6 protein-coding genes are annotated in these 18987 nt (G+C 71.0%); all 6 read left to right on the forward strand.

Annotation, left to right across the window (positions count from 1 at the left end; all coding sequences use genetic code 11):
• Positions 1-48: 48 nt before the first annotated feature.
• Positions 49-1953, forward strand: coding sequence for an HAD-IIIC family phosphatase (locus ABD481_RS00695; protein ID WP_344663471.1), 1905 nt, complete (start codon positions 49-51; stop codon positions 1951-1953).
• Positions 1950-2177, forward strand: a complete 228-nt coding sequence (locus ABD481_RS00700; protein ID WP_344663472.1) for an acyl carrier protein — start codon at positions 1950-1952, stop codon at positions 2175-2177. Before ABD481_RS00695 ends, ABD481_RS00700 begins: the two co-directional genes overlap by 4 nt.
• Positions 2174-2989, forward strand: a complete 816-nt coding sequence (locus ABD481_RS00705; RefSeq protein WP_344663473.1) for a 2-oxo acid dehydrogenase subunit E2 — start codon at positions 2174-2176, stop codon at positions 2987-2989. Before ABD481_RS00700 ends, ABD481_RS00705 begins: the two co-directional genes overlap by 4 nt.
• Positions 2986-4086 (forward strand): alpha/beta hydrolase, encoded by a 1101-nt coding sequence (locus ABD481_RS00710; protein WP_344663474.1) that lies wholly within the window; start codon positions 2986-2988, stop codon positions 4084-4086. The genes ABD481_RS00705 and ABD481_RS00710 overlap by 4 nt, the downstream gene beginning before the upstream one ends.
• The gene (locus ABD481_RS00715; protein ID WP_344663475.1) at positions 4083-4922 is read left to right on the forward strand and encodes a thioesterase II family protein; all 840 of its coding nucleotides are present in this window, start codon (positions 4083-4085) and stop codon (positions 4920-4922) included. The genes ABD481_RS00710 and ABD481_RS00715 overlap by 4 nt, the downstream gene beginning before the upstream one ends.
• Positions 4923-5073: 151 nt before the next feature.
• Complete coding sequence (locus ABD481_RS00720; RefSeq protein ID WP_344663476.1) at positions 5074-18960, forward strand: SDR family NAD(P)-dependent oxidoreductase; 13887 nt, start codon at positions 5074-5076, stop codon at positions 18958-18960.
• Positions 18961-18987 lie beyond the last annotated feature (27 nt).

Genomic DNA, 18987 nt, shown 5'->3' on the forward strand with positions numbered 1-18987 from the left:
GGATGGCACACGACGTTCCGACGGCCCGGGGCGAGGAGCGCCGGCGCCGTGAACGTTGACGCCCCCGCGGCGCTCGATGAACTCAGAGAGCTGATCAAGGCCGGCGGTGCGGCGCGCTATCCGGAGGTGCGGCCTCTGGTGGCCCCGTTGTCCGGCGCCGACCTGGCCGCCGCCGGACGGTTGCTCGCGCGTCTGGATCCGGAGGAGGTCCTGCGCGAGCATCCCACCACCGCACAGGTGCAGGTCGCGATCACCGGCCACGGGACGCTGTCCACGCTGGTCGCCCCGCTGACCGGGCAGCTGGCCCGGCACGGGGTGCTGGCCCGGACCCGGGTCGGCGACTTCGACGGGTACGTCTTCGACCTGTCGGATCCGGCCGGCGGGATCCGGGCCGGCGAAGCCGACCTCACGCTGTGCGTCCTGGACCCCTTCGTGGTCTTCGACGAAGTGCCGGTGCCGTGGCGTCCGCAGGACGTGGAGAAGGTGCTCGCCGAGAAGCTCGCGCTCATCAGCGGTCTGGCGGCCAAGTTCCGCACCGGGGCTCGCGGCACACTCGTCCTGAACACCCTGCCGCTCCCCCGGAGGTTCTCCGCGCAACTCGTGGACCACCGGTCGCGGGCCCTGCTGGGCGCCGTGTGGCGGGAGGCCAACGCCCGGCTGTTGCGGCTCGGCGAGGAGCTGTCCGGGGTGGCCGTGATCGACCTGGATCCGTTGTTGGCCGAGGGGGTCGCGGCATACGAGCCGCGCACCGGCGTCTACGCCAAGGCGTATCTGTCTCCTGAGCTGCTGGCCGAATACGCCCGCGAGGTCGCGCACCTGGCACGGAACCGGGTCGGGCGGACCAAGAAGGTCCTGGCGCTCGATCTCGACGGCACGCTGTGGGGCGGGATCCTCGGCGACGACGGAATCGAGGGGATCCAGGTCGCCGGCACGTTCCACGGCGAGGCGTTCAAGGCCGTGCAGAAGGTGGCCAAGCAGCTCGGCTCGCAAGGGGTGCTGCTGGCCGCCGTGAGCAAGAACGACGCCGAGGCGGTCGGGCAGGCGCTGCGCGAGCATCCCGAGATGACCGTGCGCGAGGCCGATTTCGTCCGGGTCACCGCCAACTGGCAGCCCAAGCACGAGAACCTGGCCCGGCTGGCCAAGGCGCTGAACCTGGGCGTGGACGCCTTCGTGTTCGCCGACGACAGCGCGTTCGAGTGCGGGCTGGTGCGGCGCGAGCTGCCGGACGTCGCGGTCCTGCACCTCGACGGGGATCCGGCCGAGCACGTGGACCGGCTGCTCGCCGACGGCTGGTTCGACGTGCCGGAGCTGACCGCCGAGGACCGGAGCCGGACCGAGAAGTACCGCGACGAGCTCGACCGGGCCGACTTCCTGCACGCGTTCGACTCGATCGAGGACTATCTCAGGGAGCTGAAGGTCACGGTGCGGCTGGCGGCCGCCGCGCCGGCGGACGTCCCCCGGGTGTCGCAGCTGACGCTGCGCACGAACCAGTTCAACCTGACGACGGCGCGGCTGCAACCGCCCGATGTGCAGGCGCTTCTGGCGGATCCGCGAGCCCTGGTCCTGACGATCCGCTCGGCCGACCGCTTCGGCGACAACGGCCTGGTCGGCGCGGTCTTCGCCCGGCACGAGGCGGACGGCGTGCACATCGACAACTTCGTGCTCAGCTGCCGGGTGTTCTCCCGGGGGATCGAGCAGGCGTGTCTGGCCGTGCTGCTCGACCATGCCCGCGAGACCGGGGCCGGCGCAGTGCTCGGGACGTATCGACCGACGGCGAAGAACGGCATCGTCCGGGAGCTGTTTCCGCGCTTCGGATTCGAGCGGGTGGACCCGGAGTCGGCGGACCCGGCGGACCCGGCGGGCTCCGCCCGCTACCGCCACGATCTGACGGCCCCGCTCGTCCGCCCGGCGCACATCGACCTGACCGCCGACCTGGAGAGAGCGAGCGCGTGAACGACATCGACGACCTGATCGGGCTCGTGCGCGACGAGCTCGGGCTGGACCTGACGGCCGAGGACGCGGACCGGGACCTGGACGAGCTCGACGGCTGGGACTCGTTGCACGTCCTGTGGCTGATCACGGTGCTCGAACGCGACACCGGCGGCCGGATCTCGCTGCCGGAGCTGATCGAGGCCAGAAGCCTGCAAGCCATCTACGATCTGGCGGTGAAGCGATGAAAGAGCCCGACGTCGCCCGGGAACGACGGCACACTCTGTACTTCCTGCGCGAGATCAAGGACCATTCGCCGGTCTTCCTCGACACCGAGGTGGACATGAGCCGGGTGCTCCAGCTGCGCGCCGAGGGCCACGCCCGGGACCGGCACTACTCCACGGTCTCCTTCGTCCTGCTGGCCGCCGCCCGCGCGATCGCGAAGCATCCGGCCGCCAACGCCGCCGCGCGCGGCGGCAAGCGTCTCAAGGTCCTGCGGTTCGAGGAGATCAGCGGGAAACTGACCCTGGACAAGACCGTCAACGGCGAGCGGGTGGTGCTGTCGGTGGTCCTGCCCGGGCTCGCCGACGCCACCTTGGAGGACGTGCAGCGCAAGGTCGACCGGTACCAGACCGGCGACGGGGAGGTGCTGCCGGAGTTCGCCGGCGCCCGGGCCCTGCACGGCCTGCCCAGGCCGATCGGCGCGGCCCTGTTCCGCCGGGCGGTGCGGCCGCTGGCCAAGCGCCCGGCCATCACCGGCACCTTCGCCGTCACCTCGCTCGGCCACCGGCCGGTGGACGGCTTCTACTCGGTCGGCGGCACGACCGTCACAATCGGCGTGGGCCGGATCACCGACCGCCCGGTGGTCCGCGACGGGCAAGTGGTGATCGCCCCCGTGGTGCGGCTGAGCCTGACCTTCGACCACCGGGTGATCGACGGCGCCGAGGCCGCCGACCTGCTGGCCGACCTGAAGACCGCGCTGGAGGAGTTTCCGGCGCCGGCGGACGGCCCCGCACCGGCCGCCGCGACTGCCGACCGGACGGAGGCCGCGGCCCGATGAACGATCTCAATGAGCTGAAGCAGTACGTGGTCGTGCACGCCGAGGCGCAGGGCATGGCGCCGCAGCACTACCGGGCCCTGCTCGACCGGATCCGGAACGACGAGGACGGGGCGCCGGACTCCTGGACCGCGCAGTGGAGCGCCGCCGGCGACGAACTGGCCGCGTCCGGCAAGCTGCTCGACGCCTCCCGGCACTACGCGATGGCCCGCTTCCCCTACGTCGACGGCCCCGCGCGCCAGAAGGCCCAGGACGCCTGTGTGGCCGCCTTCGACCGGTGGCGGCAGGCGGTCGGCGGGATCGAACGGCTCGACGTGGAACTGCCGGAGGGCACCGTGCGGTGCTGGGCCGCCGGCCTGTCGAAGGACCACCCGCAGCCGCTGCTGGTGATCATGGGCGGCATCGTCAGCCTCAAGGAGCAGTGGGCGCCGGTGCTGGCGCAGGGCGCACAGCTCGGCGTCGCGGCGGTGGTGGCCGAACTGCCCGGCGTGGGCGAGAACACCCTGCCCTACACGGCCGAGAGCCGGAAGCTGATCTCGCAGATCCTGGACGCCGTCGCCGACCGGGCGGACACGTCGCACTCCTACGCGCTCACGATGAGCTTCAGCGGCCACCTCTCGCTCGGCGCCGCCGTGACGGACCGGAGGATCCGCGGCATCGTGACCACCGGCGCCCCGGTCCGCGGGTTCTTCACCGACCCCGAGTGGCAGAGGTCCGTGCCCCGGATCACCGTGGACACGCTCGCCCAGCTGACCGGGGTCAAGTCCGAGGACGTCTTCGACCATATTCGCGACTGGGCCTTGACCGACGAGGAGCTGTCCGCGCTGCGGATCCCGGTGGCGTACGCGGCGAGCAAGCGCGACGAGATCATTCCGCGCAGCGACGTGAAACTGTTGCGCCGCAAGGTCCGCAAGCTGCGGCTGATCGAGAACGACGACGTGCACGGCTCGCCGGCGCACGTGGCCGAGGTGCGGCTGTGGACGGTCTGGTCCGTCCTGCGCATGCGCGGCGCGCCCGCTGCCAAGCGCGCGGTGATCGGGTACACGATGCTGGCGGCGCGGTTGAAGAGGAAGCGCAGGCTGAGCGGCGCCAAGCAGTGAGCTTCGGGGGCGGGGGCGGGGGCGGAGGCGGGCACGGGCGCGGGGGCAGGGGCAGGGGCGGGGCAGGCGGCGGCGTCAGCTGTGGCGGATACCTGCCCCGCGACCCGAATCCGGACGCGGATCTGCGGCTGTACTGCTTCCACCACGCCGGCGGCGCCGCCTCCTCCTTCACCGACTGGCAGGAGCGGCTGGGCCCGCGGATCTCGGTGCTGCCGGTCCAGCTGCCGGGTCGCGAAGGCCGGGCACGGTGCGCCAGGATCACTCGGCTGGCGCGGCTGGTCGAGGAGATCGACGACGTTCTCGGCTCGGACCCGCGCGGCCCGTTCGCGTTCTACGGCCACAGTATGGGCGCCCTCCTGGCCTACGCCCTGTGCCTGCGACGGCTCCGCGCCGGCCGCAGTCTGCCGGCGGCGCTGCTGGTCGGCGCGTTCGGGCCGCCGGACCGGACACCGGACTTCGAGCTCGTCGTCGACCTGCCCGACGAGGAGCTGGCCCGGTGGCTGGTCGGACTCGGCGGGATGTCCCCTGTCCTGCTCGGCTACCCGGCTTGGCTCGCCGCGGCGGCGGCGCTGACCCGCGACGATCTGAAGGCGTGCCGGAGCTACCGGCATGCCGAGGACACGGAGCCGCTGCCGGTACCTGTCCACGTCTTCCGCGGTGCCGACGATCCGCTCTCGGCCGGGGGCGAGGAGGGCTGGGCGCGCAGCACCTCAGCGTCCTGCGAAGTCCACGAGGTGGCCGGAGGCCATCTCTTCGCGTACGCGCCGGAGTTCGGCCGTGATGCCGTCCATCCGTTCCGCAGAGTGCTGGCCGAAGGGCTCCCGAGCCCGCTTTAGAACCGGCTTAGAGCACGCGAAGGCGGCGCAAAGCACCTCTTAAGCGATCTGTTCGAAGCTGATTTCCCATGCGCATTGTCGAGCCGCGGCGCACCTCGCGACGCCGCTCGTCGAAGCGCGCGCACCGTTGAAACGAGGAGTGCAGATCGCGATGACGGGTGAGCCCGACCAGTACGCCTCCCCCGGCGATGCCGAGGCCCGGACCTCACCGGACCTCGCGGTGGCCGTCGTCGGGATCTCGTGCCGGCTTCCGCAGGCCCCTGATCCGGCCTCGTTCTGGCGGCTGCTGCGCGGCGGGGTGGACGCCGTGTCGCAGGTCCCTGCCGGACGGTGGGCGCCGGCCGCACCGGCCGCACCGGCTGCCGAGGAGCAAGGCACCGGCCCGGACATCCGCCGGGGCGCGTTCCTGGACCGGATCGACGAGTTCGACGCGAGCTTCTTCGGGGTCTCGCCGCGCGAAGCCGCGGGCATGGACCCGCAACAGCGGCTGGTCCTGGAGCTGGCCTGGGAGGCCCTGGAAGACGCGGGAACGGTTCCGGCCCTGCTGCGCGGCAGCCGGACCGGCGTCTTCGTCGGCGCCATCTGGGACGACTACGCGACCCTGCTGCGCGGCTACGGCCCTGCCGCGATCGACCGGCATTCGCTCACCGGCCTGCACCGCGGCATCATCGCCAACCGGGTCTCCTACACGCTCGGGCTGAACGGGCCGAGCCTTACCGTCGACTCCGCGCAGTCCTCGGCACTCGTCGCGGTGCACCTGGCCTGCGAAAGCTTGCGCACCGGCGAGTCGAGCACCGCCCTGGCCGGCGGCGTAAATCTCAACATCCTGTCGGACAGCGCGCTGACGGCGGCCCGCTTCGGCGCCCTGTCGCCCGACGCCCGCAGCTTCACCTTCGACGCCCGCGCCAACGGCTACGCCCGCGGCGAGGGCGGCGGACTGGTCGTGCTGAAGCTGCTGACCGACGCCGTCGCGGACGGCGACCGCGTCTACTGCGTCATCCGCGGCAGCGCGGTGAACAACGACGGCGCGACCGACGGCCTGACCCGGCCAAGCCCGCGAGCACAGCGCGAGGTCCTGCGCCTGGCCCACCACCGCGCCGGCACGCACCCGGACGAGGTCGGCTACGTCGAGCTGCACGGAACCGGCACCCGCGTCGGCGACCCGATCGAAGCCGAGGCCCTGGGCACGTTCTTCGCCCCGACCCGCCAGCCGGAGAACGCACTGCCGGTCGGCTCGGTCAAGACCAACATCGGCCACCTGGAGGGCGCGGCCGGCGTGGCCGGGCTGCTGAAGGTGATCCTCAGCATCCAGCACCGCGAACTGCCCGCGACGCTCAACCACGAGACCCCGAACCCCGACATCCCCCTGGACCGGCTCAGGCTGCGAGTCCAGGACCGCCTCACTCCATGGCCCGGACAGAGCGGTCCGGCGGTCGCGGGAGTCAGCGCATTCGGCATGGGCGGCACGAACTGCCATGTGGTGCTGGCCGAGCCGCCGGAGGGAACGCGAAATCGGAGCGAGCCCGGTGCGGCGCAGGACAGCGAAGACCAGGTCGCGCCGCTGTCGCAAGTCCCGCCGGTACTCCCGTGGCCGATTTCCGGTCGTACTCCGGGTGCGTTGCGCGGTCAGGCTGCGCGGCTGGCTGAGCATGTCGAGTCCTTGGGCGCGCCGAGCGCTGCTGACATCGGTCTGTCGCTGGCGGCTACGCGCTCGGTGTTCGAGCACCGTGCGGTGGTGGTGGCCGGTGATCGTGAGGGATATGGCAGGGCTCTGGCAGCTCTCCGGAGCGGTGAGCCTGATGCGGGGTTGGTGGTCGGCAACGGTTCCGCCGGCGGGGAGGTTGTGTTCGTTTTTCCGGGCCAGGGGTCGCAGTGGATCGGCATGGCGACCGAGCTGCTCGATACCTCTCCTGTTTTCGCGGCGCGGATTTCGGAGTGCGCGGCTGCTGTCGATGCCCTGGTCGACTGGTCGTTGCTGGATGTCCTGCGGGCGGCGCCCGGTGCGCCGTCGTTGGAGCGGGTGGATGTGGTCCAGCCGGCGTTGTTCGCGGTGATGGTCTCGCTGGCCGCGCTGTGGCAGTCCTTCGGCGTCGAGCCGGCCGCGGTCATTGGCCATTCGCAGGGCGAGATCGCGGCGGCTTGTGTCGCGGGTGCGCTGTCGTTGGCGGACGCCGCGCGGATCGTCGTGCTGCGCAGCCGTGCCCTGTCGGCGGTGACCGGCTACGGCGGCATGGCGTCCATCCCGGTCGCCGTGGCCGAGGTTCGTGAGCGACTGGCCCGGGACGGGTACGACGGCCGGCTCTCCGTCGCGGCGGTGAACGGCCCCTCGGCCACGGTCGTCTCCGGCGACGCCGACGCCATCAGCGAACTGGTGGCCGCGTACGAGGCCGAGGATGTCAGGGCCCGAACCGTTCCCGTCGACTACGCGTCGCACAGCGCGCAGATGGAGCCCGTGCGCGAGGACCTGCTCAGCGCGCTCGCCGGTATCGAGGCCTGGCCCGCGCAGATCGCGTTCTACTCGACGGTGACCGGCGAGGTCGTCGACACCGGCAGCCTGGATCCCGAGTACTGGTACCGGAATCTGCGGCAGCCGGTCGAGTTCGAGACCGCCCTCAACACCGCCGTCGCCGACGGCCACCGCGTCTTCATCGAGGCGAGCGCGCACCCGGTGCTGACCTTCAGCGTCCAGGAGATCCTGGAATCGGCCGACACCGGCGGCGAACCGACCGTGGCGGTGGGGACCCTGCGCCGCAACGACGGCGGACTCGGCCGGTTCTACACCTCAGCGGCCCAGGTCCATGTCGCCGGCACCGCCGTGGACTGGGCCCGGGCCTTCGACGACGTCCCCGCACAGCGCGTGAGCCTGCCGACGTACGCCTTCCAGCGCGAACGCCACTGGGTCGACTTCCAGGGACGCCCGGACGCGGCGCCGCTCGTCTTCAGCCAGCCGTTGCCGGAAACACTAGAGACGGCCGAACCGCACAAGCCGACCGCGCCGTCACCCGCCGGACGCTTCTCCGGATTGTCCGCCACCGAACGACACCGAACCGTCCTCGACCTGGTGCGGACACAGACCGCCGCCCTGCTCGGCCACTCCGCCCCCGAGGCCGTCGACACCGCGCTGACCTTCAAAGACCTGGGTTTCGACTCGGTCACCGCCGTCGAACTGCGTGATCGACTCGTCACGGCATCCGGCCTGCGCCTGCCGACAACCTTGATCTACAACCACCCGACACCGGCAGCCGTGGTCCGGCTCATGGTCAAGGAACTGGACCAGGCGGCCGACGCCGACACCGGCCAAGCCGACTCCGAAGCAGCCCACGCAGCCGACGCCGCCCACGCCGCCCTCGACGACCCGATCGCCATCATCGGGATCGGCTGCCGCTACCCGGGCGACGTGCGCGACGCCGCAGGGCTCTGGCATCTCGTCCACCAGGGCGTCGACGCGACCACCGACTTCCCGAGCACTCGCGGCTGGGACGTCGACGCCCTGTTCGACCCGGAACCGGGCCGGCCGGGCCGGACCTACACCCGGCGCGGCGGCTTCCTGCACGACGCCGACGGATTCGACGCGGACTTCTTCAACATCTCCCCGCGCGAAGCCATCACGATGGACCCCCAGCAGCGGATCCTGCTGGAGACCGCGTGGGAGGCCGTCGAACGCGCGGGCATCGATCCGCACACGCTGCGCGGCACCAACACAGGGGTCTTCATCGGCGCCATGGCCCAGGATTACGGGCCCAGACTGCACGAGGCTGCGGACGGCCACGAAGGCTATCTGCTGACCGGCAGCACCGGGAGTGTGGCCTCCGGACGAGTGGCGTACACGCTCGGCCTGGAAGGCCCCGCCGTCACCGTCGACACTGCGTGCTCGTCCTCGCTCGTGGCTCTGCACCTGGCCGCGCAGGCCCTGCGCAACGGCGAGGGTGACCTGGCCCTGGCCGGCGGCGTCACCGTGATGTCCACGCCTGGCATATTCCTCGAATTCGCGCGGCAGCGGGGGCTGTCGCCGGACGGCCGGGTCAAGGCGTTCGCGGCCGGGGCCGACGGCACCGGCTGGGCCGAGGGCGCCGGCCTCCTGGTCCTGGAGCGGTTGTCGGACGCGCACCGCAACGGGCACCGCGTTCTGGGCCTGATCCGAGGCAGCGCCGTCAACCAGGACGGTGCCAGCAACGGACTCACCGCCCCCAACGGCCCGTCGCAGGAACGAGTGATCCGCCAAGCCCTGGCCGCCGCCGGACTGCGCCCCGATGAAGTCGACGCCGTCGAAGCCCACGGCACCGGCACGACTCTCGGCGACCCCATCGAGGCGCAAGCAATCCTGGCCACCTACGGACAAAACCGACCCGCCGATCGGCCGCTATATCTGGGCTCGATCAAATCCAACATCGGCCACACCCAAGCCGCCGCCGGCGTCGCAGGCGTCATCAAAATCATCAAAGCCTTCGAACACGAACTACTCCCGGCAACACTGCACATCACCGAACCCTCCCCCCACGTCGACTGGACCAGCGGCGCCGTCGAGCTCCTGACCGAGCCCGTCTCCTGGCCCGAGAACGGCCACCCGCGCCGGGCCGGCGTGTCCTCGTTCGGCATCAGCGGCACCAACGCCCACCTCATCATCGAACAGCCGCCGACCCCGCGACCGGACACCATCGGCGCGCCGCGCGACACGGAGACGCCGCCCCCGCTGATGTTCTCCGCGAAGTCGGAGGCGGCGTTGGCAGCACGCGCCGCGCAGCTGGCCAGCTTCCTCGAAGAACACCCCGGGACCAACCCTGCGGACCTGGCGTCCGCACTGGCCAGGCAGGCCGTTTTCAGCCACCGCGCAGTGGTCGTCGAGCAGGAGCGGGACCGGGTTCTCCAGGGCTTGAGCGCGGTGGCGTCGGGAATCCCGACAGCTGAGGCGATCGTGGGCCAGGTCGGCACTCCGGGCGGACTCGCGTTCCTGTTCTCTGGGCAAGGCAGTCAGCACCCTGGCATGGGTGCGGGCCTCTACGCCGCCTATCCGGTCTTCACCGCCGCTTTGGATGAGGCCGCCGCCGCCCTGGATGTTCACCTGGACCGCTCCATCAAAGAACTGATTCTCGCCGAGTCCGGGACCGCAGATGCGGCGCTGCTCAACGAGACCCGCTATACGCAACCTGCGCTGTTCGCGCTTCACGTTGCCCTGTTCCGGCTGGCAGAACACCACGGCTTGACCCCGGACACGCTCATTGGCCACTCCATCGGCGAGCTCAGCGCGGCCTACCTAGCCGGACTCTGGTCCCTGGAAGACGCCGCCAAACTCGTCACCGCCCGAGGCCGCCTCATGCAAAGCGCCACCCCCGGCGGCGCCATGATCGCCATCGAAGCCACCGAGGACGAGATCACGCCTCAGCTGAACAAATACGAAGGCCGGGTATCGCTGGCGGCCGTCAACGGCCCCACGGCTCTCGTCATCGCCGGTGACGCCGATGCGGCAGAAGAAATCGCCCAGAGCTTCCGCAAAAGCGACCGACGCGTCAAAGCCCTGACCGTCTCGCACGCCTTCCACTCGCCCCACATGGACACAGTGCTGGAGGAATTCCGGCAGGTCGCCGCCACTGTCACCTACCGGACGCCGCTGTTGCCGATCGTGTCGAACCTCAGCGGCACACCGGCCGACCCGGAACTGATCACAACAGCCGATTACTGGACCGGACATATCCGGCGCCCCGTCCGCTTCCACCAGGGCATCGAGACACTACGAACGCTCGGCACAACGCACTACCTGGAACTCGGCCCCGACACCACCCTGACCGCGCTGACCCGCACGATCCTGGGCCCGGACCCTTCCCTGTCGGTTCCGGTACTTCGCAAGGACCGACCCGAGGAGGAGTCCTTCCTCGCTGCCGTAGCCGCCCTCTACACCGCAGGTCGCGACGTCACGTGGTCGCGGAGCACTCCCCCGGCGCCGGCGCTCGCGTCGGAAATACCCACCTACCCCCTCCAGCGCCAGCGCTTCTGGCTCACTCAGCCAGCCGCTTCGGGGACCGGCGGCCTGCTCGCGCATCGGCATCCAGTCCTGACGGCGATGACGACCGTCCCGGACAGTGACACCGCGATCTACAGCGGCACTCTCTCGCTCGACACGCATCCGTACCTCGCCGACCACACCATCGGCGAGACCCCGCTCCTGCCGGGTACGGCACTGCTCGATTTCGCCCTGACCGTCGGCGCGCACTCCGACCTTCCCTACGTCGACGAACTCACCCTTGAGCAGCCCCTCGTGCTGACCGAACCGGTCCAGGTGCAAGTGGCTCTCGGCCCGGCCGAGGGGCCCCGCCGGCCGGTATCCGTCCACTCCCGGCCGGAGAACGCCCTGACGTGGACTCGTCACGCGCACGGCTTCGTCAGTAGCGAAGCGCCGGAGGTCCCGCAGATCGGACCGACAGACGAGCAGTGGCCACCAGCCGGTGCGATATCGCTACCGACGGCCGAGCTCTATCTCGATCTCCAGGAGCTCGGGTACCTATACGGCCCCGCGTTCCAGGGTCTCACCGCTGCGTGGCGGGACTCGGATCTCATCACCATCCACGCTGCCGCCGCACTGCCCGAGGAACTGCGCGGCACGGCGGAACGCTACGTATTGCATCCCGCGCTTCTCGACGCCGCACTTCACAGCATTCTGATCGACCTCGCTGACCAGGCGGGAGACGGCGACGCGTCACCGACCCCGCTCGTACCGTTCGCGTGGTCCGGCATCACGATCCACGAAGTCGGAATCCACCCCACCGAACTGCGCGTCCAGGTCGCCTCCATCGGCACCGACACCTTCGCGTTGCGGATCACCGACATCGACGGAACGACCATCGCCACGATCGCGTCGCTGGCCATGCGCCGCGTCGACATCCGCGGCCTTCAGGCGGGACGTGCCCCCGACCCTCTGCTGCACCTGGTGTGGAACAGCGTTGCGGCTCCTGAGAAAACGGCCGTTTCGGACGCCACGAACGTGCTTCAGGTTGGAAACGGCGGCGACAACGACGACGGCCTCGGGCCCGATCTGCCCGCCAGGGTGCATGAAGTCACCAAGAGTGTTCTTCAGTTCGTTCAGCAGTGGCTGGCCACCGAGCAGCCGGAAGACGCGCGCCTGGCAATCGTGACGCGAGGCGCTGTCGCGACCGACGGCTCCGAGAACATCGGCGACCTTGCGCAGGCGGCGGTCTGGGGCCTGATCCGCTCGGCCCAGAACGAGCACCCGGGACGGCTGGTCCTGATCGACACCGACAGCCCGGACACCGACGGCCCGGACACCGAGCTCGACGCCGCGCTGGGCACGGGCGAGCCGCAGATCGCGGTGCGCGACGGCAAGCTTCTGGTTCCCCGCCTAGCGCGGGAGGCCGCGCCATCAACACCGGCCCGGCCGTCGGTGCTGAACCGGGACGGGACCGTCCTGGTCACCGGCGCCACTGGCTCCCTCGGAACGCTGTTCGCGCGGCACCTGGTCGCAGAGCACGGCGCGCGCCGCCTGCTGCTCGTCAGCCGTCGCGGGCTCGCGGCGCCGGGCGCTGAGGCGCTGCGGGACGAGCTCGCCGGTCTTGGCGCCGATGTGGTCTTCGCGGCGGCCGACCTCGCCGACCGCAACCAGGTCCGTGGGCTTCTGGACGCGATCCCGGCCGAGCATCCGCTGACCGCCGTCGTCCACACCGCCGGAGTGCTCGACGACGCGACCATCAGCTCCCTGACAGCTGATCAGCTCGACGCCGTACTGCGTCCCAAGGTGGACGCGGCCTGGCATCTGCACGAGCTGACCCGGGACGGCGATCTCGCCGTCTTCGCCCTCTTCTCCTCCGTCGCGGGTCTGATCGGCAACGCGGGCCAGGCCAACTACGCCGCCGCGAACAGTTTCCTGGACGCGCTCGCGGTCCGTCGCGGCCGCGCCACCGGCCAACCAGCCACGTCTCTTGCGTGGGGACTGTGGGACACCGGTATGGCCGCCACCCTCACCGAGGCGGAGGCGGCCAGGCTGAACCGGGTCGGGCTGGTCCCGATCGACGCGGAGCTGGGTCTGCGGTGGTTCGACGCGGCGCTGGCCGATGGCCGTTCGGTGGTCGTCCCGGCCCGGATCGGCACGCCGGTCCCGAGCACAGACAGCATCGGCGCGCAGACCGTTCCAGCGGTATTGCGCAGCCTGACTCCCGGCGCACCCGGACGCGGTCGCCGGACAGCGGATCCGGCGCTCGCGCGCCGTCTGGCCGGGCTGTCGTCGGCCGAGCGGCAAGCGGCTCTGCTCGACGTGGTCCTCGGCGCTGTCGCGTCCGCGCTCGGCCATGCCGACGTCCGCTCCGTGGACCCGGCCCGCAGTTTCAAGGACGCCGGCTTCGATTCGTTGGCCGCGGTCGAGCTGCGCAACCGGCTCGGCGGGGCCACCGCGCTCCGGTTGCCGTCCACGGTCACCTTCGACCATCCGACCCCGGCGGCGCTGGCCCGGTTCCTGGACGAGCAGTTCGCCGGGGTGCGGCCTGCCGCGCCGGGGCGGGCCCGGACGAAGGCGGTCGCGGCGGACGAGCCGATCGCCATCATCGGCATGGGCTGCCGGTATCCCGGCGGGGTGGAGTCGCCCGACCAGCTCTGGCGGCTGGTCGCGGACGGGCTCGACGCGATCGGTCCGTTCCCGGAGGACCGTGGATGGAACGTCGCAGCCCTCTACGATCCCGATCCGGATCGGGCCGGTGCGTCCTATACGCGGCACGGCGGTTTCCTTGATCGGGCCGGGCATTTCGACGCGGACTTCTTCGGCATCTCGCCGCGCGAAGCGTTGGCCATCGATCCGCAGCAGCGGCTGTTGCTGGAGACCGCGTGGGAGACCATCGAGCGAGCGGGCATCGATCCGACTTCGCTCGCCGGAACCGACACCGGGGTCTTCGCCGGGCTCATGTACGACGACTACGGGAGTCAGATCTTCCAGTCCACACCGGCCGGGTTCGAGGGCTATGTGAAGACCGGGAGCGCCGGGAGCATCGCGTCGGGGCGGGTCTCGTACTCGCTCGGGTTGCAGGGTCCCGCAGTCACGGTCGACACCGCGTGCTCGTCGTCGCTGGTGGCGATGCACCTGGCAGCGCAGGCCCTGCGCAGCGGAGAATGCGGGCTCGCCCTCGCCGGCGGGGTGACCGTGATGGCGACCCCGATCACGTTCATCGAGTTCAGCCGACAGCGCGGGCTGGCCGCCGACGGCCGGATCAAGGCGTTCTCGGACGCCGCCGACGGCACCGGCTGGGCCGAGGGCGCCGGGCTGCTGTTGCTGGAGCGGCTTTCGGACGCGCAGCGCAACGGGCATCGGGTCTTGGGCGTGATCCGGGGCAGCGCCGTCAACCAGGACGGCGCGAGCAACGGACTCACGGCGCCGAACGGGCCCGCGCAGCAACGAGTGATCCGGCAAGCCCTGGCGACCGCCGGACTACGCCCGGACGAAGTCGACGCGGTAGAGGCCCACGGCACCGGCACCACCCTCGGCGACCCCATCGAGGCCCAAGCAATCCTGGCCACCTACGGACAAAACCGACCCGCCAACCGACCCCTATATCTGGGCTCGATCAAATCCAACATCGGCCACACCCAAGCCGCCGCCGGCGTCGCAGGCGTCATCAAAATCATCAAAGCCCTCGAACACGAACTACTCCCGGCGACACTGCACGTGGACGAGCCTTCCCGGCACGTCGACTGGACCAGCGGGACCGTTCAGCTGCTGACCGAACCGGTGCCGTGGCCCGAGAACGGCCATCCGCGCCGCGCCGGGATCTCCTCCTTCGGCATCAGCGGCACCAACGCCCACCTCATCATCGAACAAGCACCTGGAGCGAGCGCCGCCGGCTCGGACCGGCCCGACCGACCGGATGCCCTGACATCCCTGCCGTTGTCGGCCAAATCCGAGTCCGCGCTCCGGTCCCAGGCCGGGCAGCTCGGCGCGTTCGTCGATCAGCACCCGGACGTTCCGCTGTCCGCTCTGGCCCAGGTTTTGAGCACCCGTACTCGCTTTGACCAGCGGGCAGTCGTCCTCGGCCGTGATCGGGCGCAGGTGTCCGCGGCTCTCGGCGCACTGGCCTCGGCCACGCAGTCGCCCGATGTGGTCACCGGTGTCGCAGGCGCGGCGGGCAAGACAGTGTTCTTGTTCTCAGGGCAGGGCAGTCAGCGACCGGGCGCAGGAGCAGACCTGTATGCAACCCATCCGGTGTTTGCCGCCGCGTTGGACGAGGTCACCGCAGCTCTGGAGCCGCACCTCGACCGATCCATCAGAGACCTGATTCTCGCGGAACCGGAAACGGCGGAAGCGTCGCTGCTCAACGAGACCCGCTACACCCAGCCCGCGCTGTTCGCGCTGCACGTCGCCCTCTTCCGGCTGGCAGAACACCACGGCCTGACCCCGGACCTGCTCATCGGCCACTCCATCGGCGAACTGAGCGCGGCCTACCTAGCCGGACTCTGGTCCCTGGAAGACGCCGCCAAACTCGTCACCGCACGAGGCCGCCTCATGCAAACCGCCACCCCCGGCGGCGCCATGATCGCCATCGAAGCCACTGAAGATGAAGTGACGCCACTGCTGAGGAAGCAGGAGGGCCGGGTATCGCTGGCCGCTGTCAATGGTCCGCAGGCCGTCGTCATCGCTGGCGACTCGGACGCGGCGGAGCAGATCGCCCGGGAGTTCGGGGACCGGCGCCGGACGAAATCCCTGGCCGTCTCGCACGCCTTCCATTCCCCGCACATGGACCCGGTTCTGGACGAGTTCCGAGAAGTCGCGGCCACTGTCACCTATCGGCCGCCGCTGTTGCCGATCGTGTCGAACCTGACCGGCGCCTTGGCCGACCCCGACCAGATCACCACGGCCGACTACTGGACCGAGCACATCCGTCGCCCTGTCCGCTTCCTCCAGGGCGTCGAGACGCTGCGAACGCTCGGCGCGACCCAATACCTGGAACTCGGACCCGACACCACCCTGACCGCGCTGACCCGCACGATCCTGGGCCCGGACCGGTCCGTGGCGGTTCCGGCGCTGCGCAAGGACCGTCCTGAGGAGGAGTCCTTCCTCGCGGCCGTGGCTGCCCTGTACACCACTGATCGGGCAGCCACCTGGCTTCCCTATAGCCACGACAGCCCGACCGCCGATCGGCCGGACCTGCCCACCTACCCGTTCCAGCGTCAGGCGTACTGGCTCACGCCCACCGCACCGGTCGGGACCGGAGGCCTGCTGCCGTATCAGCACCCGATCCTGACGGCCACGACCGAACTGCCGGACAGCGAGACCGTGCTGTTCACAGGGCGGTTGGGCCTGGACAGCCATCCGTGGCTGGTCGACCACACCATCGGGGACAGGCCGATCCTCCCGGCCGCCGCTTTCCTCGAACTCGCCCTGACCGTCGCCGGCGGGACAGCGCATCCGCATCTCGGCGAACTCCGGCTCGAACGGCCGCTCGACCTGGCCGAGCCGGTGCGGCTGCACCTGACCCTCGGCCCACCGGACGGGGAACAGCGTCCGCTGACCGTCCATGCGCGGCCGGAGGATCCGGAGTCCGGTGACGCCGTCTGGACGCGCCACGCGACCGGCTACCTGACGAGCGTCGCGCCGGAAGCCCCGGCCACCAACCCGGCCACGGCCTGGCCGCCTCCGGGCGCCGAGCCTCTGCCGCTCGACGACTGGTACGCCGACCTCGCAGACCACGGCTACCACTACGGGCCCGCGTTCCAGGCGCTCGCGGGCGCGTGGCGGGATGCCGCAAATGAAAGCACCCTGACGGAGATCGCCCTTCCCGACACTCAGGGCGCCAGCGCGGAGGGCTTCCTCGTCCACCCCGCGCTCCTGGACGCTGCACTGCACACTCTCGCCGTCGACGAGACCGGACAGCGGTATCTGCCGGTCGCCTGGGGCGGAGTCACCGCTCACGGTCTTCCCGCGCAATCTGTGACATCGCTGCGCGTTCAGATCACAACGACGGGCCCTGACACTTGCAGTCTGCTGCTCACGTCCGCTTCCGGCGAGCCGGTCATCTCCGTGCACTCGCTTCGGCTCCACCCGATCGAGCCGGGCGACCTCGAAGCGGCGCGCGCCAGTGCTGCCCAGAAGGACCTGTTCCACATCGAGTGGGTGGCGCCTTCTGGCAGAGCTGGCGCACCCGCGCAGAGTGCTGACACGACCGTTCTCCACGCCGAGACGCTCGAAAGTGTCACAGCGCCGGACGACGTGGCGTCGCGAGCCCACGCCGTGACCAGGCAGGTCCTGTCCGCGGTCCAGAGATGGCTCAGTGACGAGCGGTCGCCGACGTCACGGCTGGCCGTGGTCACTCGGCGCGCGGTGGCGACCCACGACGGGGAACAGATCTGCGATCTCGCGCAGGCGCCGGTCTGGGGCCTGATCCGGTCGGCCCAGAACGAGCACCCCGGGCGGCTGGTCGTGATCGACCTCGACGACATCGACACTGACACCGACCTCGACACCGGCACCGACACCGACGTCGATCTCGAAGCGGCGCTCCGGTCGGGCGAACCCCAGGTGGCGGTGCGCAACGGCGAAATCCTGATCCCGAGCCTGGTCCGCACGACCGCCGTCCCGACTGGCAGCGCACCGGCGTTGGACTCCGACGGGACAGTTCTGATCACGGGTGCCACCGGCTCTCTCGGCGCGCTGTTCGCCCGGCATCTCGTCGCGCAATATGGTGCGCGCCGTCTGCTGCTCGTCAGCCGTCGCGGGCTCGCGGCGCCCGGCGCGGAGGAGCTGCGCGACGAGCTGACCGGCCTCGGCGCCGAGGTCGCTTACGCCGCGGCCGACCTCGCCGACCGCGACCAGGTCCGGGAGCTTCTCGCCGCGATTCCGGCCGAGCATCCGCTCACCGCCGTGATCCACACCGCCGGTGTCCTCGACGACGCGACCATCAGCTCCCTGACCCCGGACCGGCTCGACGCGGTGCTGCGGCCCAAGGTCGATGCCGCCTGGCACCTGCACGAGCTGACTCAGGAGAACGGCCTCGCCGTCTTCGCCGTCTTCTCCTCCATCGCCGGGACGATCGGCAATCCCGGACAGGCCAACTACGCCGCCGCCAACACCTTCCTCGACGCTCTCGCGGCCCACCGCCACGCCATCGGCCGGCCCGGCCTGTCCCTGGCCTGGGGTCTGTGGGACAGCGGCATGGCCGACGGCCTGAGCGACGCCGAGAAGGCGCGGCTCGCCCGAGGCGGGATCGCGCCGCTCGCCGCCGAGCGCGGGATCGCGTTGTTCGATCTCGCGGTGGGCGGTACGAGGCCCGCGCTGGTCCCGGCGGCGCTCGACCTGCCCGCGCTGCGGAACCGGGCCCGGGACGGCGGCACCTCCTCGGTGCTGCGCAGCCTGCTCAAGATCCGGATGGCGGGCCCGAGTGCTACGGGGACCGCGGGCACCACAGGCGCCGATCCAGCTGGTGGCTCCGTCGCCCCGGCCCTCCTGGGACGGCTCATCGGCAAGCGCCCGGACGAGCAGCGGGAGATCCTCCAGGACTTCGTGCGCGGCACCGTCGCGGCGGTGCTCGGGCACGCGAACGCGGCCGCCGTGGAGGCCGACCGGGGGTTGTTCGACCTCGGATTCGACTCGCTGACCGTGGTGGAGCTGGGCAACCGGCTCGGGGCGGCGACCGGGCTGGTGCTGCCGACGAGCTTCATCTTCGACCATCCGACCGCGACCGCCCTGGCCGACCGGCTGCGGGAGGAGCTGGCCGCGGCAGACCCCGGGGCGCAGTCCCCGGCCGAGGCGGCTCGGGCCGGGCTGGCCCGGCTGGAGGAGGCGTTCGCCGCGATCCCCGCCGGGGACGGCGAGCTGGAACCGCTGATGGACCGGCTCCAGCTGGTCCTCGACGCCCGCCGGCGGACCGCCGTGCCGGTCGGGGCCCGGTCCGACGGTTCGGGCGGGTCAGGTGGCTCGGGCGGGTCGGGTGGCTCGGGCGGTTCGGGCGGCGCCCCGTCGGACCCGTCGGACCCGTCGGACCCCGACGCGGTCGTGGCCGCGCTCGGCTCGGCCACCGACGACGAGATCTTCGCCTTCATCGACAGGGAGCTGTGACAGATGACGACCAGCGAGACCGAGGCG

This window comes from Catenulispora yoronensis, assembly GCF_039531695.1.
Classification (GTDB): Bacteria; Actinomycetota; Actinomycetes; order Streptomycetales; family Catenulisporaceae; genus Catenulispora; species Catenulispora yoronensis.

Excerpts from the sequence above, each read along its gene's own strand:
- ABD481_RS00705 (WP_344663473.1), top strand. The coding sequence starts at position 2,174 with ATGAAAGAGCCCGACGTCGCCCGGGAACGACGGCACACTCTGTACTTC.
- ABD481_RS00710 (WP_344663474.1), top strand. The coding sequence starts at position 2,986 with ATGAACGATCTCAATGAGCTGAAGCAGTACGTGGTCGTGCACGCCGAG.
- ABD481_RS00720 (WP_344663476.1), top strand. The coding sequence starts at position 5,074 with ATGACGGGTGAGCCCGACCAGTACGCCTCCCCCGGCGATGCCGAGGCC.